At 72.5% G+C, this 20,936-nt stretch carries 16 protein-coding genes; 12 read left to right on the forward strand and 4 right to left on the reverse strand.

Going from position 1 to position 20,936, the window contains the following annotated elements; genetic code table 11:
* Positions 1-166 precede the first annotated feature (166 nt).
* The 6 genes from FXF65_RS30225 (at position 167) to FXF65_RS30250 (ending at position 2,887) form a co-directional block, all read left to right on the forward strand.
* Complete coding sequence (locus FXF65_RS30225) at positions 167-646, forward strand: Asp23/Gls24 family envelope stress response protein (protein WP_148353424.1); 480 nt, start codon at positions 167-169, stop codon at positions 644-646.
* Between the two features lie 161 nt (positions 647-807).
* Positions 808-1,125 carry a hypothetical protein gene (locus FXF65_RS30230; protein WP_148353425.1) on the forward strand — a complete coding sequence of 106 codons (318 nt, stop codon included), beginning with the start codon at positions 808-810 and terminating at the stop codon, positions 1,123-1,125.
* Between the two features lie 31 nt (positions 1,126-1,156).
* On the forward strand, positions 1,157-1,357 hold the full coding sequence (locus tag FXF65_RS30235; protein ID WP_378233968.1) for a hypothetical protein: 201 nt from the start codon (positions 1,157-1,159) through the stop codon (positions 1,355-1,357).
* Complete coding sequence (locus FXF65_RS30240; RefSeq protein ID WP_148353426.1) at positions 1,354-1,707, forward strand: Asp23/Gls24 family envelope stress response protein; 354 nt, start codon at positions 1,354-1,356, stop codon at positions 1,705-1,707. Before FXF65_RS30235 ends, FXF65_RS30240 begins: the two co-directional genes overlap by 4 nt.
* 101 nt (positions 1,708-1,808) lie before the next feature.
* Positions 1,809-2,312 (forward strand): DUF6286 domain-containing protein, encoded by a 504-nt coding sequence (locus tag FXF65_RS30245; protein WP_246199207.1) that lies wholly within the window; start codon positions 1,809-1,811, stop codon positions 2,310-2,312.
* Positions 2,313-2,440: 128 nt separating this feature from the next.
* Entirely contained in the window at positions 2,441-2,887 is a 447-nt protein-coding gene (locus FXF65_RS30250; protein ID WP_246199208.1) for an alkaline shock response membrane anchor protein AmaP, read from the forward strand.
* Positions 2,888-3,274: 387 nt separating this feature from the next.
* Here FXF65_RS30250 and FXF65_RS30255 read toward each other — a convergent pair whose 3' ends face one another.
* The 4 genes from FXF65_RS30255 to FXF65_RS30270 are packed head-to-tail and all read right to left on the reverse strand — an operon-like array spanning position 3,275 to position 7,516.
* Positions 3,275-3,928 carry an isochorismatase family protein gene (locus FXF65_RS30255; RefSeq protein WP_148353429.1) on the reverse strand — a complete coding sequence of 218 codons (654 nt, stop codon included), beginning with the start codon at positions 3,926-3,928 and terminating at the stop codon, positions 3,275-3,277.
* 8 nt (positions 3,929-3,936) lie between these two features.
* Positions 3,937-5,553 carry a (2,3-dihydroxybenzoyl)adenylate synthase gene (locus FXF65_RS30260; RefSeq protein WP_148353430.1) on the reverse strand — a complete coding sequence of 539 codons (1,617 nt, stop codon included), beginning with the start codon at positions 5,551-5,553 and terminating at the stop codon, positions 3,937-3,939.
* Positions 5,553-6,722, reverse strand: a complete 1,170-nt coding sequence (gene dhbC / locus FXF65_RS30265) for an isochorismate synthase DhbC (RefSeq protein WP_148353431.1) — start codon at positions 6,720-6,722, stop codon at positions 5,553-5,555. Before dhbC ends, FXF65_RS30260 begins: the two co-directional genes overlap by 1 nt.
* A gap of 26 nt (positions 6,723-6,748) precedes the next feature.
* Complete coding sequence (locus FXF65_RS30270) at positions 6,749-7,516, reverse strand: 2,3-dihydro-2,3-dihydroxybenzoate dehydrogenase (RefSeq protein ID WP_148353432.1); 768 nt, start codon at positions 7,514-7,516, stop codon at positions 6,749-6,751.
* A gap of 176 nt (positions 7,517-7,692) precedes the next feature.
* Between FXF65_RS30270 and FXF65_RS30275 the strand changes: the two genes are divergently transcribed.
* From FXF65_RS30275 to FXF65_RS30300, 6 genes are all read left to right on the forward strand, one after another.
* Entirely contained in the window at positions 7,693-7,923 is a 231-nt protein-coding gene (locus tag FXF65_RS30275) for a phosphopantetheine-binding protein (RefSeq protein ID WP_187412557.1), read from the forward strand.
* A gap of 76 nt (positions 7,924-7,999) precedes the next feature.
* On the forward strand, positions 8,000-9,520 hold the full coding sequence (locus FXF65_RS30280; RefSeq protein ID WP_148353434.1) for a tryptophan 7-halogenase: 1,521 nt from the start codon (positions 8,000-8,002) through the stop codon (positions 9,518-9,520).
* Between the two features lie 11 nt (positions 9,521-9,531).
* Positions 9,532-10,383: an ABC transporter ATP-binding protein gene (locus FXF65_RS30285; protein ID WP_148353486.1), complete on the forward strand. Its 852-nt coding sequence runs from the start codon at positions 9,532-9,534 to the stop codon at positions 10,381-10,383.
* The gene (entS, locus tag FXF65_RS30290) at positions 10,370-11,719 is read left to right on the forward strand and encodes an enterobactin transporter EntS (protein WP_148353435.1); all 1,350 of its coding nucleotides are present in this window, start codon (positions 10,370-10,372) and stop codon (positions 11,717-11,719) included. Before FXF65_RS30285 ends, entS begins: the two co-directional genes overlap by 14 nt.
* 22 nt (positions 11,720-11,741) lie before the next feature.
* On the forward strand, positions 11,742-12,722 hold the full coding sequence (locus tag FXF65_RS30295) for an ABC transporter substrate-binding protein (protein ID WP_187412558.1): 981 nt from the start codon (positions 11,742-11,744) through the stop codon (positions 12,720-12,722).
* Positions 12,723-12,748: 26 nt separating this feature from the next.
* A partial coding sequence (locus tag FXF65_RS30300) for a non-ribosomal peptide synthetase (RefSeq protein WP_148353437.1) occupies positions 12,749-20,936 on the forward strand: 8,188 nt, incomplete at its 3' end.

Consider the following 20,936-nt stretch of genomic DNA (forward strand, 5'->3'; position numbering starts at 1 on the left):
GATTCGCCTCTGGCCTGAAACGCCGGCGGGGCGTGCTGTCAATTTCGTTCGAATCACCTGATTGACCCACTCTTTAGCTATATCACGGTTTTCAATGACGCTCAGCGAGCATTAACGGCACGTTGGCCGAGGCGGTTGGGTCGGCGTGTGTGTCCAGGGGGCAATCGTGAGTCAGGATGATAGGCGGGGCGCAGGGCAGGGCGCGGCTGGGACGAGGCGCAAACGTAGTGCCGACGGCGGGTCGAGTGAGCTCGTCACGTCCGGCGGCAACACCAGGATCGCTGACGACGTCGTCGCGAAGATCGCCACCATGGCCGCCAGGAAGGTCGGGGGCGTGCACGAGATGGGCGCGGCCATGTCCCGGACACTCGGGTCGGTTCGGGACCGGATGCCGGGCTTGACGGCCGACAGCACGCAGGGTGTGGCCGTGCAGGTCGGTGAGCGTCAGGCGGCCGTCGACATCGATCTAGTCGTGGAGTACGGGCTGTCCATCCCCGAGTTGGCCTCCGCCGTTCGCGCCAACGTCGTCAGCGAGATCGAGCACATGTGCGGCTTGGAGGTCGTCGAGGTGAACATCACCGTGGACGACGTCCACGTGGCCGGTGACGAGCCGGAGGAGCGACCCGAGGAGTCCCGAGTCCGATGATTTCCCCGCCGGACGCGCCGGGCGCGCCCCACCGGCCCTGGGCGGGGGCCGCCGGTGAACCGGGTCCGGTCGGGAGGAGGGGGACGGGCGAGCCGCGGCTCTTGGTAGGGGCACGGCCAGGCGGTCGGCCAGAGGAGAGCCAGCCTGGCGGAAGCGGAAAGATGAGCGACCCGACCAGGGTGGCGTCCAGCCGTGGGGAGCCGCTCGCTCAACTGGCGGAGCGGGTTGCCGAGACGACCATGACGTGCCCGGACGTGCTGGGACTGACGGCCGGTCCGCGCGGCTGGATCGCGACCTATCGCGCAGGGCCCCCGTTGCCGGGCGTCGCCGTTCACGACGCGGTGATCGAGGTGGGGGTGGTCGTCCAGTATGGACGGCCTTTCGCCGAGATCGCCGACGACGTCAGGTGTCTGGTGCGCCCGCTGGCCGGCCGGCGGACGGTGGACGTGCTGATCGGGGACGTGGCCGATGACGGGTGAGCGTTTCGCGGAGCTCAAGGGGAAGACTCAGATGGATGTGAGAGTGCTGTGGTCCCTGGTCGGTCTGGCCTTCGGGGTGGCCCTGGGGTTCGCCGGGGCGTTCGGCGGCGTCGGCGCCTTCTTCCTCGTGCTGTTCCTCGGCGTGCTCGGCTTTGTGGGCGGCCGCGTCATCGAGGGCGATCTTGACCTCAGGGAGATCTTCTCCCCGGGCGGCGCCGGACGGCGGCGGTGACACACCCCGAGCGCGGCAGGACGACGATCCGCGAGCGGGCGGTCGCGCGTATCGTCGTCAAGGCCGCGCAGGAGGTCGAAGAATCGGGCGGTCTCGGCCGGACGATCGTCGGCGTGCCGGTCCCCGGGCGGCGTCCCGCCCGCACCGAGGTACGGGTGACCGGGGACATCGTGACGGCCAAGATGACGCTGTCGGTGGCCTATCCGATGCCCCTGCGCGCCGTTGTCCGCCAGGTGCGCCAGAACGTGCGCGATCGGGTTAAGCAATTGACCGGGCTCACCGTCCGGCAGGTGGACGTCGACGTGGCTGAGCTGAGGAGCCCGGCGCTCGGCGGGAGGACTGTACGGTGACCGCGCCCGCCAGCAACCGGCCAGCGACCGAGCCGCGCACGCGTGCGGGTGGTACGCGCAGGGCCGACCGGGCGGCCAAGCACGCGTTCCGCTCGAGGCGGGTGCTGCCGGCCCTTGCCGGTGCGCTGCTGATGGTGGTGGCCGGCGTGCTGACGGCGATCGAGGTCATCTCGACGACACTGGACCATCCGGCGCGCGTCTTCCCGTACGGGTGGGTGCGGAAGGCGGACTGGAACGACTGGTACGCGCTCGCGATCTTCGCGGTCCTAGCGCTGATCGGCGCCTGCTTCGTGCTGGCCGCCGTGCTGCCGGGCACGTCCCGCGTCGTCCCGCTGCACGGGCGCGACCCGAGCCTGCTGACGGGAGTGAGCAGGCGCGGGCTCAAGCGCCTCGCCGCTGCGGCGGCCGAGGGGGCACCGGGAGTGTCGGGTGTTCGGAGAGTCCGGCTGCGCCGTCGGCGGGTGAGGGTGGTCGCGCAGACACCCGTGCAGGCGCCCGCGGGGTTGGACGAGGGAGTCGCCGAGGCCGTACGCGAGCGGCTCGACCGGCTCGGGCCGCTGCCCGCTCGCTCGGTCGCGGTGCGGATGAAGCACCGGGAGGGGTGATGGACCGCCGTCCAGCGCACGTCAACCGCACCGGCCTGATCTTGCTCGGAGTCTTCCTCGCTGCCGCCGGAACCGGTGGTTTGGCACGAGGCTGGGGTGCCTTCGGAGATGCGCGATCCTCCGCCCCGGTGCTGGAGGAGGCGCGCCGCTTCGCCAATGACCATGGCTGGTTCTGGCCGGCCGTCGCCGCGGCGGCTGTGGTCGTGGCGCTGCTGGGAATGGCCTGGCTGTTCATGCAGATCCGCTCTGGCCGGCTGCGGAGCCTCGCACTGGAGCCGGACGTCGAGGTCGGCATGGCGCGGGTGGAGGCGAAGGCGATCGCGGGCGCGTTGGAAGCCGAGATCGGCGAGTACCCGGGCGTGCGCAAGGTGCGGGCCCGGCTGATCGGCTCGTCCAAGCGGCCCGAACTGCGGCTCGACATCGCCTATGAGCAGGACGCAGACCCAGTCGATCTGCGGCGGCGTATCCGGGACGAGGCCATCCACCGGCTCTGCACCGCCCTCGAACGCGGGACGCTCCCAACTGTGCTGCGGTTGCGACCTCTTCCCGGGATGCGGTCAGCGACCATCATCTGAAACGGGCGATGCTTGGCCACGCACCTTCGGTTGCCGTGATCTCGGTGTTCCGATAGCCGCTATCTGGCGAACACCGCCAGCAGTGCTCCGCGTGGTCTGGATGACCACAGGGGTACCCGCAGCCTGAGACGACCTTGACGATGGCGCCAAGCTGCCCCGGTCCACGGCCTAATCTCCCCGCCGTCGCGCGGACCGCCCGGAGGTCGGCTCGTGGCGACGGCCCGGCGAGCCCGTCACTGAACCGGCCGCGACCCAGGCGCAGGCCGCGCACGCCATCCGCCACACGGCCTGCTGCTGAGCAGTGCGGCTCGTTCGCACGTGTGTGGTCCGTGACCGTAAACGGTCTGGCCCACCCGGCACGGACGGGGCCGCAGTGTATCGACGCGGCTACTGGGCTGCAGGCGCGGGATGGGCGACCAGTCGGGAGAGCAGGCGGCTAGTGGTGAGAGCCATCGCGCAGCGTTCGGCGGCGTAGGTGATGGCCGAAGCGTGATGGTCGGCGGAGAAGTCGGCTGTGGCGTCGGTGACGAAGAACGTCTCGATGTCGCGCATGAACGCTTCGACCGCTGTCATGAGGCAGCCGATGTGGGCATAGATGCCGGTGATGATGAGCTGGTCGCGACCGAGATCGGACAGCACCGTGTCCAGCGGGGTGCGCTGGAAGGCGCTGTAGCGCCATTTGGTGAGCAGGATGTCGGAACCGGTCGGGGCGAGCGGGTCGATGATCTGGGCGGCTTTGGGGTCGGCGGGGATGCCAGCGCCCCAGAAGTCCTGGAGCAGTCCGCGCTGTTGCGCGGTCTGGGCGCCTGGCTGGGCGCTGTACACGACCGGGATTCCGCGGTTGTCGCAGTGAGCGCGCAGAGCGAGGATGTTGGCGAGGAGTTCGGGGATCGGGGATCGGTCGCGGGCGAAGGCGTCGACGAAATAGTTCTGCATGTCGTGGATCAGCAGCACGGCGCGGCTGGACTCGACGGTCCAGGAAACCCGGTTCTCGGGTGCTGCGTCGGGCATCGGGTACGGGGCAATCCGGGGCAGGCCCATGATGACTCCTAAGGGGTGGAGGTGAGGTGTGCGGCCAGAGCCCGGCGCAACTCGCGCTTACTGATCTTTCCGACACCGGTGACCGGGAATCGGGTGACGATCTCAACTCGGTCGGGAATCTTGAAGGAGGCGAGCCCGCGGTCGCGCAAGAACTCCCGCAGCTCGCCGGCGACTGGGGCGACTCCGCGAGGCACCACGACCGCACAGGTCCGTTCGCCGAGAAAGCGATCGGGGACGGCCACCACGGCGGCGTCCTGGACGGCGGGGTGGGCGAGCAGGTGGTTTTCGATCTCTTCGGCGGCGACCTTCTCGCCGCCGCGGTTGATCTGGTCCTTCTCCCGGCCCGCGACGACGAGGTGGCCGGACGGGAGGCGGCGGACGATGTCGCCAGTCCGGTAGAACCCGTCCGGAGTGAACGCGACGGTGTTGTGCTCGGCGGCGCGATAGTAGCCGCGGATGGTGTAGGGCCCTCGAGTGAGCAGTTCGCCGGGCTCCCCGGGCGGGGTCTCGTTCCCGGCGCGGTCGACCACGCGGATCTCGTCGTCGGGGGAAATCGGCCGGCCCTGTGTCGTCAGGTGATACCTCTCTGCTTCACCGGCACGCGTGTAGCAGACCAGACCCTCGGCCATGCCGAAGACCTGCTGGAGGTCGCAGCCGAGGGCACTGCGGACGCGGCCGGCAGCCGCGTCGCTGAACCGGGCCCCGCCGACCTGGAGCACCTGCAGGCTCGACAGATCGTGCGGGGTGGTGCGAGCCGTGTCCATCCACAGCATCGCCAGCGGAGGGACGAGCCCGGTGAGTGTGACTCGCTCGGCCTCGATCAACGGGAACGCGGCGGCGGGCGATGGTTGCGGTGCCATGACGACCCGTCCGCCCGCATGCAAAGTCCCGAAGACACCGGGAGAGCTCATCGGGAAGTTGTGCGCGACGGGCAGCGCGCCCAGGTAAACGGTGCTGGTCGTGACCCCGCAGATCTCGGCGCTCGCGCGGATGCTGTAGAGGTAGTCGTCGTGCGTGCGTGGGATCATCTTCGGGGTCCCGGTGGTGCCGCCCGACAATTGGAACAAGGCCACATCCGCCGGGTCACACACGGGAAAACCGCCGGTGTCGTGGTCGCGCAGTGTGTCGAACGAAGTGAACCCGCAGGCGTCGCCGATGACGATCACGTGTCGCAGTCCGGGCACCTGAGCCCGGACGGCTCCGGCGAGCGGCCGGTAATCGAAGCCTCCGTGCTCGGCCGCCACAATGTAGGCGACCGCCTCCGACTGCCGGGCCAGGTGGACGATCTCGCTCGACCGGTGCGCGGGGAGTGCGAATACGGGGATGGCATCGAGCCGGAACAGCGCGAATGCCGTCTCCAGGAACTCGGCGATGTTCGGCAGTTGGACGATGACCCGGTCGCGCGGGCCGATCCCGAGGCCGCGTAGTCCGGTGGCGAGGCACGACGCCCGCGCGTCGAGGTCGGTGTAGCTCCAGCGCCGTCGTCCGTCGACCACCGCGACGCGGTCGGTGTGCTCGGCGGCGAGCCGGCTAAGCAGGGCGCTGAAGGTCTCCCCGCGCCAGTACCCGGCGGCGCGATAGCGGGCCGCGGTCTCGTCCGGCCATGGGGTGCAGTAGTCGAGCATCACAGGTCCTGGTCGATGCCGATCGCACGCAAGAACGTGCGGAACTTGGCGGAGGTCTCGGCCAGCTCTGCGTCCGGAACGGAGCCCTCGACGATTCCGGCGCCCGCATAGATGCGGATCTCGTCGTCGGCGACCTCGGCGCAGCGGATCGCGACGGCCCATTCGCCGTCGCCGGACGAGTCGCACCAACCGACGGCGCCGCTGTAGAAGCTGCGGTTGAACGGCTCGATCTCCTGGATGGCGCGCATCGCCAGGCTCCTCGGCGTGCCGCACACCGCCGGAGTCGGGTGCAGTGCCGCCGCCAGATGCAGTGAGGTCACCTCGGGGTCGCGGAGCTGCCCGCGGATCTGCGTCGACAGATGCCACAGCGTCGGCGTCTCGAGCAGCGAGGGCTCGTCCTGGACGTGGAGGTCGTGGCAGAACGGACGCAACCCCTCGGCGACGGCTTCCACGACGACCGCGTGTTCGCGCAGGTCCTTCTCGGAGGCGAGCAGCCGTTCACCCGCGCGGGCGTCAGCGCGGGCGTCGGCGTGTCGCGGCGCCGAACCGGCTAGCGGGTTGGCCGTGACGAGTCCGCCGTCGCGTTGCACGAGCAGTTCGGGGCTCGCGCCGAGCAGCGTCCGGCCGGGCTGCAGGTCCACCGCGAAGACGTAGCCGGCGGGATTGTCGTGGGCGAGGCGCCGCAGCAGCGCCCCGGCCCCCGGGTGCCGGGCACCCTCCAGGTGCAGCGCACGGGCGAGGACGATCTTGCGGATCCGGCTGTCGGCCAGCCGTTCCAGCGCCTCGCCGACGCCGTGCCGGTACACCTCTGGTGAGGGCACGTGCTGGACTTCGGCGAAACCGACCGGCGGTCCCACGGGCGGGGCCGCGGCAGGTGCGGGACCGGTCCACCGAACGGTGCGGGGGACCCGCAGCCGGGCCGGGGTCGAGGGATGGAAGGGCAGGGCGCCGACGACGATCGGCCGCGGCTGCCCCAGGTCCCGGGCCTCGGCGAGCGTCGCGCGGACCCGTCGCGCGACGGCGTCGGCGGGGCTTCGGGGATTGCAGGTCGGGACGACGGCCACGGTGCCCTGGGCGAGCAGCCCATGCGCGGGCGACCGGAAGAAGAAGGATTCCTGGGGCCGGTAGTCGCTCAGGAGGTCGGCGTGGGACTGGGTGAGGATCGTCAAGGAATCGGCTCCGAATCGGCTCCGGGTCAGGCGCGCAGCGCGGCGCCGCCGTCGACGTACAACTCGTGCATGGTGATGTGCCGGGCCTTCTCGGACAGCAGGAAGAGCACCGCCTCGGCGACGTCCCGCGGGTCCGCGACGCGGCCGAGTGGGATGCCGGTGCGAAAGCTCGCCAGGTCGCCCTCGACGACGTCGCCCGCGCCGAGGGCCCGCAGCATCGGGGTGTCAGTGGAGCCGGGCGAGACGATGTTGCAGCGCACGCCGTGCGGGGCCAACTCCAGTCCGAGGCAGCGGGTGAAGTGTGCCGCGGCGGCCTTGGACGCGGCGTAGGCGGCCATCCCGGTCCGCGGGACTCCGCCGGCGTTGGACCCGACCGTGACGATCGCGCCTTGGCCGCGTTCGGCCATCCTGCGGGCGGCGGCGCGGCAGGCCACGAAGACGCCGGTGGTGTTGACGGCAAACGTTGCGGCCCAGTCGTCATCGGTCGTCGACACCACGGGCGAGGGACGCAGCACACCGGCGACGTTGACCAACCCCGTCACCGGACCGAGCCCTGCCTCCACCTTGTCGAGCGCCGCCTCCACGGCGGCTCTGTCGCGGATGTCGACGGTGTGCGCCTGGACGGTGTGGGCCTCGTTGGGCCGCCGTTCCTGCAGGTCGCCGCAGAGTGCGCGGAGGCCGTCCTGGTCGATGTCGAGCGCCGCGACCGGCCGTCCGGCGGACACGAGCGCGGCTACGGTCGCCGCGCCGATCCCGCCGGCGGCACCGGTCACGGCCGTCACGCGGTCGCGCATCACCGCACCCCCGAAATTAGGTCTACCTAACTTAGGTTAGGCAAACCTATATTCCAGAGGGCGTCTCTGGCCGTCAAGAGTGATCTATGCGTCTCTTGGACGCCCTTGACATGGCCCATCCGACTTCGCAGAGTTAGGCAAGCCTTACCTAAGTTCATTGTCTGAGGAGTGACGTGATGGAGCGGACGCCGCTCACCCCGGAACGCATCCGCGCCGACGTCGCCGACGTCCTGAGCGTGCCGCAGGACGAGATCACCGATGAGGTCCAGCTCATCGACCGGGGACTGGACTCGATCCGGCTGATGACGCTCATCGAGCGCTGGCGCGCCGAGGGCGCCGACGTCGAATTGGCCGAATTGGCCGAGCGGCCGACGGTGGCCGACTGGGTCGCCAAGCTCACCCGCTGAGAAGCCCGCGCCGCCGGGGCGCCGTCCCGACGCTCGGCACCTCTGCCGCAGCGCGGCGAACCGAAGAGGAGAACGCGTGAAGACCGAGGAGTACGACGTCGTCGTGGTGGGCGGCGGCCCTGGCGGCTCGACCGCCGCCACTCTCGTGGCCAGACACGGCCACCGGGTGCTCCTGCTGGAAAAGGAGACATTCCCGCGCTACCAGATCGGCGAGTCGCTGCTGCCCGCGACCGTGCACGGCATCTGCCGGCTACTCGGCGTCGAGCAGGAGGTCGAGCGAGCCGGATTCACCGTCAAGCGCGGCGGGAGCTTCCGCTGGGGGACCAACCCCCTCCCGTGGAACTTCCTGTTCGCGCTCTCGCCCGAGATGTCCGGGCCGACGTCGTTCGCCTACCAGGTCGAGCGCATGAAGTTCGATGACATCCTGCTGCGCAACGCCGCGGCCCGGGGCGTCGAGGTCAGGGAGAACGCCTCGGTCGGCGAAGTGCTGTCCGACCAGGAGCGGGTCCGCGGCGTCCGGTACACCGGCGCGTCCGGCCAGGTGCGGGAGGTGCGCGCCCGCCACGTGATCGACGCCTCCGGCAACCGCACCCGCATCAGCGGCGCCGCCGGCGGCGAGCGCGTCTACTCCGAGCACTTCCGCAATCTCGCGCTGTTCGGGTACTTCGAGGGCGGCGGACGGCTGCCCGCCCCGGACTCCGGCAACATCCTGTGCGCCGCGTTCGACGAGGGCTGGCTCTGGTACATCCCGCTGAGCGACACGCTGACCAGTATCGGCGCGGTGATCAGCCACACCGCCGCGCAGGAGGTCCAGGGCGACCAGGACGCCCGAGAGAAGGCGCTGCTCGGATTCATCGACCGCTGCGAGATCGTCCGCGACCTGCTCGGGGACGCCACTCGGGTCACCACCGGTACCTACGGCGAACTGCGCGTCCGCAAGGACTACTCCTACGCCAACACCCGCTTTTGGAGGCCGGGCATGGCGCTGGTCGGCGACGCCGCCTGCTTCATCGATCCGGTGTTCTCCACCGGCGTCCACCTGGCCACCTACGGCGGGCTGCTCGCCGCCCGCTCGATCAACAGCGTGCTGGACGGGAGCGTCCCCGAGGACCGGGCGTTCACCGAGTTCGAGGGCCGCTACCGCCGCGAGTACGGCGTCTTCTACGAGTTCCTGAGCGCCTTCTACGACATGCAGGCCAGCGAGGACACCTACTTCTGGAAGGCCAAGAAGGTCACCTTGTTCGACGCCTCCGCGATGGAGGCGTTCGTGGCCCTGGTCGGCGGCGTCGCATCCGGCGAGGCCGCCCTCACCGACGCCCCGGCGCTCACCGCGCGGTTCGCGGGCTCCTCGCGCGCGCTCGGCGCGGCCGTGGAGGCGACCGGGTCCATGCAGACCGAGTCGGGCGAACGCATGAACCACCTGTTCGGCGTCCCGGCGGTCGCGTCGGTCATGCAGGAGATGAACGACATCCAGCGCCGCGGCGTGCTCGGACGGGCCACGGCGGAGTCACCGCTGCTGCGCGGGGGGCTGGTCCCCTCCGCCGACGGGCTCTCCTGGACCGATCCGGAGACCGATCCGAGGACCGATCCGGCGTGACCGGTTCCGGCATGGGCGCGCGGCTGCGGGCCGACGCGCTGACCCTCGGTTACGACGGCCGCGTCGTCGCCGAGGGGCTCGACCTGGCCGTGCCCGACGGCGAGTTCACCGCCGTCATCGGCCCGAACGCGTGCGGCAAGTCGACGCTGCTGCACGCGCTCGCCCGCATCCTGAAGCCCAAGGCCGGCGCGGTCGTGCTGGACGGCGCGCTCATCACCGCGCTGCCGTCCAAGGAGGTCGCGCGGCGGCTCGGCCTGCTGCCGCAGTCGCCGATCGCCCCGGACGGCATCACCGTCGCCGATCTCGTGGCGCGCGGCAGGCACCCGCACCAGCGGCTGCTGCGGCAGTGGACCGCCGAGGACGACGCGGCGGTCGTCGAGGCCATGGACGCCACCGGCGTCACCGCCCTGGCCCGCCGCCCGGTGGACGAGCTGTCCGGCGGTCAGCGGCAGCGGGTCTGGCTGGCGATGGCACTCGCCCAGCGGACGCCGCTGCTGCTGCTGGACGAGCCGACGACCTACCTCGACGTCGCCCACCAGATCGACATCCTCGACCTGTGCGCCGAGCTGCACGCCGAGCGCGGCCGGACGGTCGTCGCGGTGTTGCACGACCTCAACCAGGCGTTCCGATACGCCACACACCTCGTGGTGATGCGCGACGGGGCGATCGTCGCCGAGGGAGTCCCCGAGGACGTGGTGTCGGCTGACCTGCTCGGCGCCGTGTTCGGGCTGGACTGCCGGGTCGTGCCGGACCCGGAGACGGGCGCGCCGCTGGTCATCCCGCGCGCGCCGAGGCACGGGCGATGGTCCCAGGGCCCGGTTCCCGCCGACGACACCACGGGGGTGAGCGGTGCGCCTGCGTGAACTGCTGATCGACCTTGAGCCGCTGCGGACGGCCCGCGACTTCCGCCGGATCTTCCTCGCCAGGGTCGTCTCGTTGCTCGGCCTCGGCATGGCGGCCGTCGCGCTGTCGGCGCAAGTGTACGACCTGACCGGGTCGTCGTTCGGCGTCGCGGCCAGCAGCATGATCATGAGCGTTGCGGTGCTGGCCGGCTCGCTCGCCGGGGGAGTGCTCGCCGACCGGACCGACCGCCGGACGCTGATCGTCGCCGCGCGGGCACTGGCGGGCCTTGCGTTCCTCGCGCTGGCGGGCAACGCGTTCTCCGACCACCCGAGCATCACGGCGATCTACGCCTGCGTCGCCTGGGACGGCCTCGCCACCGGCGTCAGCGTCACCACGCTGATGGCTGTGACGCCGACGCTCGTCCGCCCCGACCAGTTGCGCGCGGCCGGCGCGCTCGTCTCGCTCACCGGCGACATCGGCGCCATCGCCGCGCCGTTCCTCGGCGGCGTGCTCATCGCGCTGTCCGGGCCGGGTTGGGCGTTCCTCGTCGCCGCCGTCGCGACCGGGATCACGACCGTGCTCGTCGCGCGGGTGCGCCCGCTCCCGCCAGGCGGCGAGGACGACGACGAGGACGACGAGGACTCGGCGGGCCGCTCATCGCCGCTCGCCGGGTTCCGGTTCGCCCTGCGGCACCGCACGGTCGGCGCGCTGCTCGCGCTCGGCCTGGTCACCTCGCTGTTCGCGGTCCCGACCGTGCTGTTCCCCGAGGTGGTCGACAAGCGGCTCGGTGGCGGCGACTTGACGCTCGGCCTCCTCTACACCGCGCCCGCCGCCGGTGCCGTGCTCGCCTCCGCGACGAGCGGATGGATCGGCCGCGTCCGCGCGCCCGGCGCGGTGCTGCTCGCCGCCGTGTTCGCCGGAGGACTCGGCACGGTCGCGTTCGGGCTGAGCGGTCACGTCCTGGCCGCGCTGGCCGCGCTCGCCGTCGTCGGCGCGGCCGGCGTCGTGTACGAGGTGCTGGAGTACGCCCTGGTCCAGCACCACACGCCGGACGGGCTGCGCGGCCGGATCACCAGCGTCGTCACCGCCGAGGAGACCACCGGCGACATCGTCGGCGACATCGAGGCCGCCGCGCTGGCCCGCTGGTTCAACCCGTCCGGCGCGGCCGTGGTCAACGGTGTGGTCTGCGCGGCGGCGGCCGTCCTGGCGGCCGTGTTCGTCCCCGGCCTGCGCCGGGCCGAACTGCCCGCCGACGACGAGGACGACGCCGACGATGAGAACACCGGCCCCGGTGACGCGCCCGGCGGCGATTTCGCGGGCGGCCCGGCCCCCGCCGCACCCCTGTCACACCCCTGAGACGAACGAAGGTGAAACACCCGTGTCCGGCACTCCCTCCAGACCTCGCGCCAGACTGCGCCGCTTCGTCGTCGCCTGCGCCGCCGCGACGCTCGCGTTGACCCTCGTCGCCTGCGGCTCGCCCGGCGACGACGCGACGAGCCAGGCCACGGGCACGTCCGCCCGCACCGTACAGACGCCCGACGGACCGGTTCAGATCCCGGCGAAGCCCAAACGGATCATCGGCCTGTCCTACGCGGCTGCCTGGCTCCTGGACGCGGGCGTGTCGATGGTCGGCGTCACCGACATCGACGAGAACGCCCTCACCGAACAGCAGCGCGCCCAGATCAAGAAAGTGCCCCTCGTCGGGGAGGGCAACGAGCTGAACCTGGAGAAGATCGTCTCACTGTGGCCTGATCTGATCGTCATCTCCGCGCCCAAGCGCGTCACGTTCCCGATCGACAAGCTCAAGCCGATCGCGCCCGTCCTGTCCTACGGCATCGGCGACCCAGACGAACTGCTGCCCACCTCCCTCAAGGTGGACGACGCGGCGGGCCGGGCCGCCGCCGGAGAGCAGACCAAGAAGACCTACACCGACAAGCTCGCGGAGCTGAAAGCGAAGTACGCCGACAAGCTCACCGGGAAGAAGTGGGCGATCGTCAACTCCGGCGAGGCGGGCAAGTTTTCGGTCTACACCGCCTCGTCCTGGCTCGGGATCGTGCTGAAGGACCTCGGCGTCACCTGGGCACCGGTGAAGGGCGTCGACGGCGGCGACTTCTCCTTCGACAAGTCGTTCGAGGAGATCGGCACGCTCGCCGCCGCCGACGTGATCCTCGTGGACGGCGACGAGCCCGGCGGCAGCCCCTCGGCCGAGACCGCGACGCTGCTCGGCCAGCAGAACTGGAAGGCGCTGAAGGCGGCGCGCGACGGCCAGGTCCACCCGATCCGCGGCTTCTTCACCAGCCGGTACCAGGAGGCCGTCCGGATCCTCGGCGACATCGAGTCGTTCCTGCCGTCGCTCTGACCCGTCCATCACGCTTTGGAGCCACCATGTCCATGCGCCCGCACCGCCTCCCGCTGACCGGAGCCCAGGCCGGAGTCTGGTACGCCCAGCGCATCACCCCTTGCAGCCCCGTCTACAACGTCGGCCAGTACGTCCGGATCGACGGTCCGCTCGATCCCGCGGCTCTGGCGGAGGCGCTGCGGCGCTGCCTCACCGAGACGGGCACGCTCACGACCCGGCTCGAAGAGGACGACGGGATCCCGTACCAGCGGCTCGGCGCGACCGCCCCGAGTCCGCTGGAGGTGATCGATGCGCGGGACGAGCCGTCCCCCGAGGAGGCGGCCCTGGCGGCGATGCGCGCGGACATGGGCACACCCGTGGACCTGGTGGCCGGTCCGCTGACACGGTTCGCGTTGTACCGGGTCGGCGACGCTGCCTACCTGTGGTACCAGCGGGTGCACCACGTGCTGCTGGACGCCTACGGGTTCATGCTGCTGTCCCAGCGCACGGCGCGGATCTACACGGCGCTCATGGCGGGCGAGGACCCGGGACCCGCCCCGTTCGGGGACCTCGCCGCCGTGCTCGCCGAGCAGGACGCCTACCGCGCCGGTACCGCGTTCGAGCGCGACCGCGCGTACTGGCGCGGCCGTCTCGCCGACCGGCCCGAGCCGACGTCGTTCGCCGGAGCGTTCGCGCCCGCGTCGCCCTCGTTCCTGCGCGCCGGCGGAACACTGGACCCGGAGGCGACCGAGGCGCTGCTCGCCCTCGCGGACGAGGCCGGCGTCACCTGGTCGGAGGCGGCCCTCGCCGCGTTCGCCGTGCACGCCCACCGCGTCGGCGGAACCTGGGACGTGCTGCTGTCGCTGCCCGCCATGACGCGGCTCGGGTCGGCCGCCGCCCGCGTGCCCACCATGGTCGTCAACGTCCTGCCGCTGCGGTTGGACGTGCGGCCCGCGGCGCCGCTGGGCGATCTGGCCCGGCAGGTCGCGAGCGGCGTGCGCGACCTGCGCCGCCACCAGCGGTACCGGATCGAGGACGTCCGCCGCGACCTGTCCCTCGTCGGCCGCGGGCTGGGCGTCCTCGGCCCGATGGCGAACGTGAAGGCGTTCGACTACGCGCTGGACTTCGCGGGAGTCCCCGCGACGCCGCGCAACCTCGCTGCCGGGCCCGTCGAGGACGTCACCCTTGCGCTCTACCTGGACACCGCGCCGCATCTGAACACGGCACCGCATCTGAACACGGCACTGCGCCGTATCCGGTTCGAGCTGGACGGCAATCCGGCGGTCTACGACGCCGCCGCGCTACAAGGTCACCGCGACGAGTTTGCGACGCTGCTGGACGGTCTCGCGCACGCCGCGCCCGACACTCCCACCGGGCGCCTGCACCTGCTGCCCCCGCCCGTCCGGGACCGCGTCGTGCGCCCGGCGGCCGGAGCGGGCGGCGCGGAACCGTCGGTGGTGACCACGTTCGCCGCGCGGGCCGCCGCGACGCCCGGCGCGCTGGCGCTGGCCGCCGGGGAGACCCGGCTGACCTACCAGGACCTGAACCGCCGATCCGCCGCGCTCGCCGCGCGGCTGGCCGCGTGCGGCGCGGGCCCCGAACGGGTCGTCGCGGTGGCCCTGCCCCGCACCGCCGACCTGGTGGTCGGCCTGCTCGCCGTGCTGCGCACCGGCGCCGCCTACCTGCCGCTCGACCTGGACTATCCGGCCGACCGGCTCGCGTACATGCTGGACGACGCCCGCCCGGTCTGCGCCCTCACCGCAGGCGCCGTCCTTCCCTCCGACGTGCCCGTGCTGGACGTGCGCGCCGTCGACGCGGACGTCCGGCCCGCGCCGCCGGAGGACGTGGAGATCGACCCGCGCTCGGCCGCCTACGTCATCTACACCTCAGGCTCGACCGGGCGTCCCAAGGGCGTCGTCGTGCCGCACGGCGCGCTCGCGGACTTCCTCGCGGCCATGCGCGGCGACCTCGCGCTCGCCGCCGGAGACCGGCTCGTCGCCGTCACGACGACCTCCTTCGACATCGCCGCGCTGGAGCTGTACGGCCCGCTGACCAGCGGCGCGACGGTCGTACTTGCGGACCGCGACACCGTCCGCGACCCGGCGGCGCTCGCCGCCCTCGTCGCCGCGCACCGGCCGGCCGTGATGCAGGCGACACCGGCGCTGTGGCACGCCCTGCTCGACCACGACCCGGACGCCGTCCGCCACACTCGCGTCCTGGTCGGCGGCGAGGCGCTGCCTGCCGAGCTCGCCGAACGCCTCGCCGTCGCCGCGCCCACCGTCGTCAACGTGTACGGGCCGACAGAGGTCACGGTGTGGGCGACGTCGGAGCGCCTCGCCCGCAGTCACCGGGGCGTGCCCGGGATCGGAGAGCCGTTCCCGACCACGGCCGGATACGTGCTCGACGCCGCGCTGCGGCCGGTCGCGCCCGGCGCGGCAGGCGAGCTGTACCTGGCGGGCTCGCAGCTCGCGCGGGGCTACCACGGGAAGTCGGCGCTGACGGCCGAGCGGTTCACCGCCGACCCGTTCGGCCCGCCGGGCACCCGCATGTACCGCACCGGCGACCTGGTGCGGCGGCGCGCGGACGGGTCCCTGGAGTTCCTTAGCCGGGTGGACGGCCAGATCAAGATCCGAGGCTTCCGGATTGAGTTGGGCGAGGTGGAGGCGGCGCTCGCCGCGCGGCCCGAGGTCGGACGGGCCGTGGCGGTGGTCCGCGAGGACCGTCCGCGAGTGCGCCACCTGGCTGCCTACGTTGTCCCGGCGGCGGACGGGAAGCGCCCCGACCCGGGAGCACTGCGGCGCGCGGTCGCCGACCGGCTGCCCGAGTACATGGTGCCGTCGGTGGTCGTCGTCCTGGACGCCCTCCCAATGACCGCCAACGGCAAGGTCGACCGCAACGCCCTGCCTGAGCCGACGGGCGCCGCCGACGGCGCCCGGACACCCCGCGACCTCCGCGAGGAGCTCCTCTGCGGCGTGTTCGCCGAGTTCCTCAACCTGGCCGCGGTCGGCCCCGACGACGACTTCTTCGCCCTCGGCGGGCATTCGCTGCTGGCCGCGCGCGTCGCCAGCCGCGCCCGCACGGCGCTCGGCGCGGCGGCGACGATCGCCGACGTCTTCGACGCGCCGACGCCAGCCCGCCTCGCGCGCCGGCTCGCGGCGGCCCGCGCCGCGGCGGGACGGCCGCCGCTCGTCCCGGCCGACCGGCCTGGGCGGGTGCCGCTGTCAGACGCCCAGCGGCGGCTGTGGTTCCTGCACCGTCTCGAAGGACCGAGCCCGACCTACAACATCCCGATCGTGCTGCGGACGGGCGGCGACCTCGACGCCGCCGCGCTGGAGGCGGCGCTCGCCGACGTCGCCCGGCGGCACGAGATCCTGCGGACCGTCGTCGCCGAGCACGACGGCGAGCCGTACCAGCGGGTCACCGGCGCGGTGCCCGTCTTGCACCGGGGCGACGGCGATCTCACGGCCGTGCTGCGCCGTACCTTCGACCTCGCCGCCGAGCCGCCGCTGCGCGCGACGCTTTTCACCTCCGGCGACGGCGGCAGCCACACGCTGGCGATCGTGTTGCACCACATCGCGGCGGACGAGTGGTCCTCCGGCCCGTTCCTCGCGGACCTGGACCGGGCCTACCGGGCGCGTGCCGCTGGTCGTGTACCGGACTGGGCTTTGCTGCCGGTGCAGTACGCCGACTACACGCTCTGGCGGCAGGCCGCCAGCGACGGCACGCGCGCCGCGCTCGACCACTGGCGGGCCGTCCTGGACGGTGCGCCCGAGGAGCTGCCGCTGCCGTTCGACTGGTCGCGTCCCGCCGTCGCGTCCCACCGGGGCGCAGTCGTGCGGATCGCCATGCCCGACGACGTCGCCGCCGAGATCCGCCGCTGCGCCCGCGAGGCGGGGGCGACCGTCTTCATGGTGGTGCAGGCGGCGGTGGCGGCGTTGTTGTGCCGGTTGGGTGCGGGTGAGGATGTTCCGCTGGGTTATCCGGTGGCGGGTCGTGATGATGAGGCGCTGGACGACCTTGTCGGTTTCTTTGTCAACACGTTGGTGTTGCGTGCGGATGTGTCGGGTGATCCGTCGTTCGCGGAGTTGGTGGGGCGTGTCCGTGATGCCGATCTGGCCGCGTTCGCGCATGCCGACCTGCCCTTCGACCGGCTCGTGGAGGCGCTGAACCCGACCCGGTCCATGGCCCGCCACCCGCTGTTCCAGGTGATGGTCTCCCACGACACCGTCACCCGGGACGTCTCGGACCTGTTCGGCGGGAACACCTCCCTGGAGCCCGCCGACACCGGCGTCGCCAAGTTCGACCTCGACATCACCGTCGCTGACGTCGCGGGCTCGCCCGGCCTCGACTTGGAGGTCGGCTATGCCGCCGACCTGTTCGACCGCGCGACCGCCGCCGCCCTCGCGGACCGGCTGGTCACGATCCTGCGCCGCGCCTGCGCCGAGCCCGACACCTTGGTCGGCGACCTGGACCTGCTGGAGGACGCCGAACGGCGCGTCCACGCCGAACGCAACATCACTGACCGGACCGTCCCGCCCGGGCCCGTGACCGCCCGGTTCGCGGCGAGCGCCGCCGCGACCCCGGACGCCGTCGCGGTCACCGACCCGACGACGAGCTACACCTTCCGCGAGCTGGAGGAACACGCCAACCGCGGCGCCCGCCTCCTGCTGGACCGTGGGATCGGCCGCGAGCAGGTGGTGGCCCTGGCACTGCCCCGCTCCGCCCTGTCAGTGGCCGCGATCCTCGCGGTCCTGAAGGCGGGCGCCGCCTACCTGCCGCTCGACCTGGACCTGCCCGCGCGGCGGATCGCGTTCATGCTGGACGACGCCGCGCCCGCCCTCGTCCTCACCGCGGGCGACGCCGCCGGGAAGCTTCCCTCGTCCGGGCCGCCGCGGCTGGCCTGGGACGACGCCGACCTGGGGACGCTTTCCGCGTCCCCGCCCGAGGTGGAGATCGACCCGAGGCAGCCCGCGTACCTCATCTACACCTCGGGCTCCACCGGACGGCCCAAAGGCGTCGTCCTGGAACACGGCGGGCTGGCCAACCTCTACCACGACCACCTGCGGGCCTTCGTGGAGCCCGCCGCCGCGCGCCTCGGACGCCGCGTCCGCGCGCTGCACACCGCGTCGTTCTCATTCGACTCGTCCTGGGAACAGCTCCTCTGGCTGATCGCCGGGCACGAACTCCACGTCCTGGACGAGATCGACCGCCGCGACGCCGGGGCCGTCGCCGCCTACTGCGCCACGCACCGGATCGATGCCCTCGACGTCACCCCCTCCTACGCGGCGCAGCTCTTGGAGGCCGGACTTCTGGACGAGGGGCGGCACCTGCCGGCGGTGTTCCTGCTCGGCGGCGAAGCCGTCCCGGACGGGCTGTGGACGGCACTGCGCGACCGTCCCGAAGTCGAGGTCGTCAACTACTACGGGCCGACCGAGTTCACCGTTGACGCCCTGGCCGCGCGGGTCGCCGACAGCGCGACGCCGGTTGTTGGGCATCCCCTGGACAACACGCGCGTCCATGTCCTGGACGACCGGCTGCGGCCCGTCCCAGACGGTGTCGCGGGCGAGCTGTACCTCGCGGGCGTGCAGCTGGCCCGCGGCTACCTCGCCCGGCCCGGCCTGACCGCGCAGCGGTTCGTGGCCGCGCCGTCGGGCGCGCCCGGCGAGCGTCTGTACCGGACGGGCGACCGCGTCCGGTGGCGTCTGGACGGGAACCTGGAGTTCCTCGGCCGGGTGGACGACCAGGTCAAGCTCCGCGGCTTCCGGATCGAGCTCGGCGAGGTCGAGGCCGCCCTCGCCCGCGTCCCCGGCGTGACCGCGGCGACCGCCGTCGTCCGTGAGGACGCCCCGGGCGCGCCCCGCCTCGTCGGGTACGCGACCGGGACCGCCGATCCTGCTGCGGCCCGCCGCGCGCTCGCCGCCGAACTGCCCGGCCACGCCGTACCGGTGGCCATCGTCATGCTCGACGCGCTGCCCACCACCATCAGCGGCAAGATCGACCGGGCCGCGCTGCCCGCACCCGCCGCGTCCGGGACCGGGGCCGCGCCGGGCGGCGGTCCGCGCGATGACCACGAGGAGATCGTCTGCGGAGTGTTCGCCGACGTCCTCGGCCTGCCCGGGGCCGGGCCCGGCGACGACTTCTTCGCGCTCGGCGGCCACTCCCTGCTCGCGACCCGCCTCGTCGGGCGGCTCCGCGCGCTGACCGGCGCGGACCTCGGCGTGCGGGACGTGTTCGAGGCCCCGACCGCCGCCGCCCTCGCCGCCCGCGCCCGGTCCGCCGCGCGCGGCCCGGACCGGCCGCCGCTGCGCCGCGCCGCCGCCCGTCCCGACCCGCTGCCGCTCGCGCACGCCCAGCGCAGGCTGTGGTTCCTGGACCGGCTGGACGGCCCGAACCCGACCTACACCATCCCGATCGTGCTGCGCATCACCGGCGACCTCGACCCGGCCGCGCTGGAGCGGGCCATCCACGACGTCCAGGAACGGCACGAGCCGCTGCGGACGACGATCGGGGAACGCGACGGCGAACCCTACCAGCGCGTCCACGCCGCGCTGCCCGCGCCCTTCGTCCGGGAACGGGGCCAGGGCGGGGACGGCGCGGTCGAGCGGGCCGTCCGGCACGCGTTCGACCTGACCGCCGAGCCGCCGCTGCGCGTGACGCTGCTGGGCGGCCCCGGCACGTGGACGCTCGTCCTGCTGTTCCACCACATCGCCGCCGACGAGGGCTCGCTGGCCCCGTTTCTCGCCGACCTGGACCGGGCCTACCGGGCGCGCGCCGCCGGTCGGGCACCGGACTGGGCTCCGCTGCCGGTGCAGTACGCCGACTACACGCTCTGGCGGCAGGACGCGGGCGACCCGGCGGGCGGCGAGGCGTTCTGGAGCGCCGCACTCGACGGGCTGCCCGCCGACCTCGCGCTGCCCTACGACCGGCCGCGTCCCACCGAGCCCTCGCACCGCGGCGGGACCGCCGAGATCGCCGTGCCCGCCGACCTCGGCGCGGCCGTGTCCGGCCTGGCCCGCGCCACCGACACGAGCGTGTTCATGGTGGTGCAGGCGGCGGTGGCGGCGTTGTTGTGCCGGTTGGGTGCGGGTGAGGATGTTCCGCTGGGTTATCCGGTGGCGGGTCGTGATGATGAGGCGCTGGACGGCCTTGTCGGTTTCTTTGTCAACACGTTGGTGTTGCGTGCGGATGTGTCGGGTGATCCGTCGTTCGCGGAGTTGGTGGGGCGTGTCCGTGATGCCGATCTGGCCGCGTTCGCGCATGCCGACCTGCCCTTCGACCGGCTCGTGGAGATCCTCAACCCCGCCCGGACGCCGAACCGGCACCCGCTGTTCCAGACGATGGTCGCCTACGAGGGCGGCGGACCCGAGACCACCGGCCTGCTCGGGCTGGACACCGCCGAGGAGCCCGCCGACACCGGCACCGCCAAGTTCGACCTCGACATCGTCGTCCGCCGCGTCCGGGGCTCCGACGCGCTCACGATCGGCGTCCGCTACGCCGCCGACCTGTTCGACCACGCGACCGCCGAGTCGCTCGCCGAACGCCTGCGCGTGCTGCTCGCCGCCGTCGCCGCCGAGCCGGACCGTCCGCTGAGCGCCCTGGACGTCCGCACGCCCGCCGAACGCGCCGCCATCGCGTCCTTCTCCGCAGGCCCGTCGCGTCCGGTTCGGGCGGGGACGGTCGCTGATCGGTTCGCCGAGCGTGCGGCGGTGTCGCCTGGCGCGACGGCGGTGGTGTGTGGTCAGGCGTCTTTGACGTTTGCTCAGGTGAGTGGGCGTGTGAATGGTCTTGCGCGGGTGTTGGTGGGGCGTGGTGTGGGTCCTGGTTCGGTGGTGGGTTTGGCGGTGCCGCGTTCGGTGGATGCGGTGGTGGCGATTTTGGCGGTGTTGCGGGCGGGTGCGGCGTACCTGCCGTTGGATCTGGATCATCCTGTTGAGCGGCTGGCGTTCATGCTGGACGACGCCCGCCCGGCCTGCACGATCGCCACCCGCGACGTCGCCGCGATGCTGAACCTCACCGATCCGGTGCTGGTCGAGGAGGCCGTGCGGACGTCCGCCGCCCCGTCCGCCGCTCTGGCCGCCGTGAAGGTGACCCGCGACCACCCGGCCTATGTGATTTACACGTCGGGTTCGACGGGGCGTCCGAAGGGCGTGGTGGTGACGCACGGCGGGTTGGCGAACCTGTACGCCAACCATCTGGAGGAGATTTTCGGTCCGGTGGCCGAGGGCGGGCGGGTGC

The organism is Actinomadura syzygii (genome assembly GCF_008085905.1).
GTDB classification, from domain to species: domain Bacteria; phylum Actinomycetota; class Actinomycetes; order Streptosporangiales; family Streptosporangiaceae; genus Spirillospora; species Spirillospora syzygii.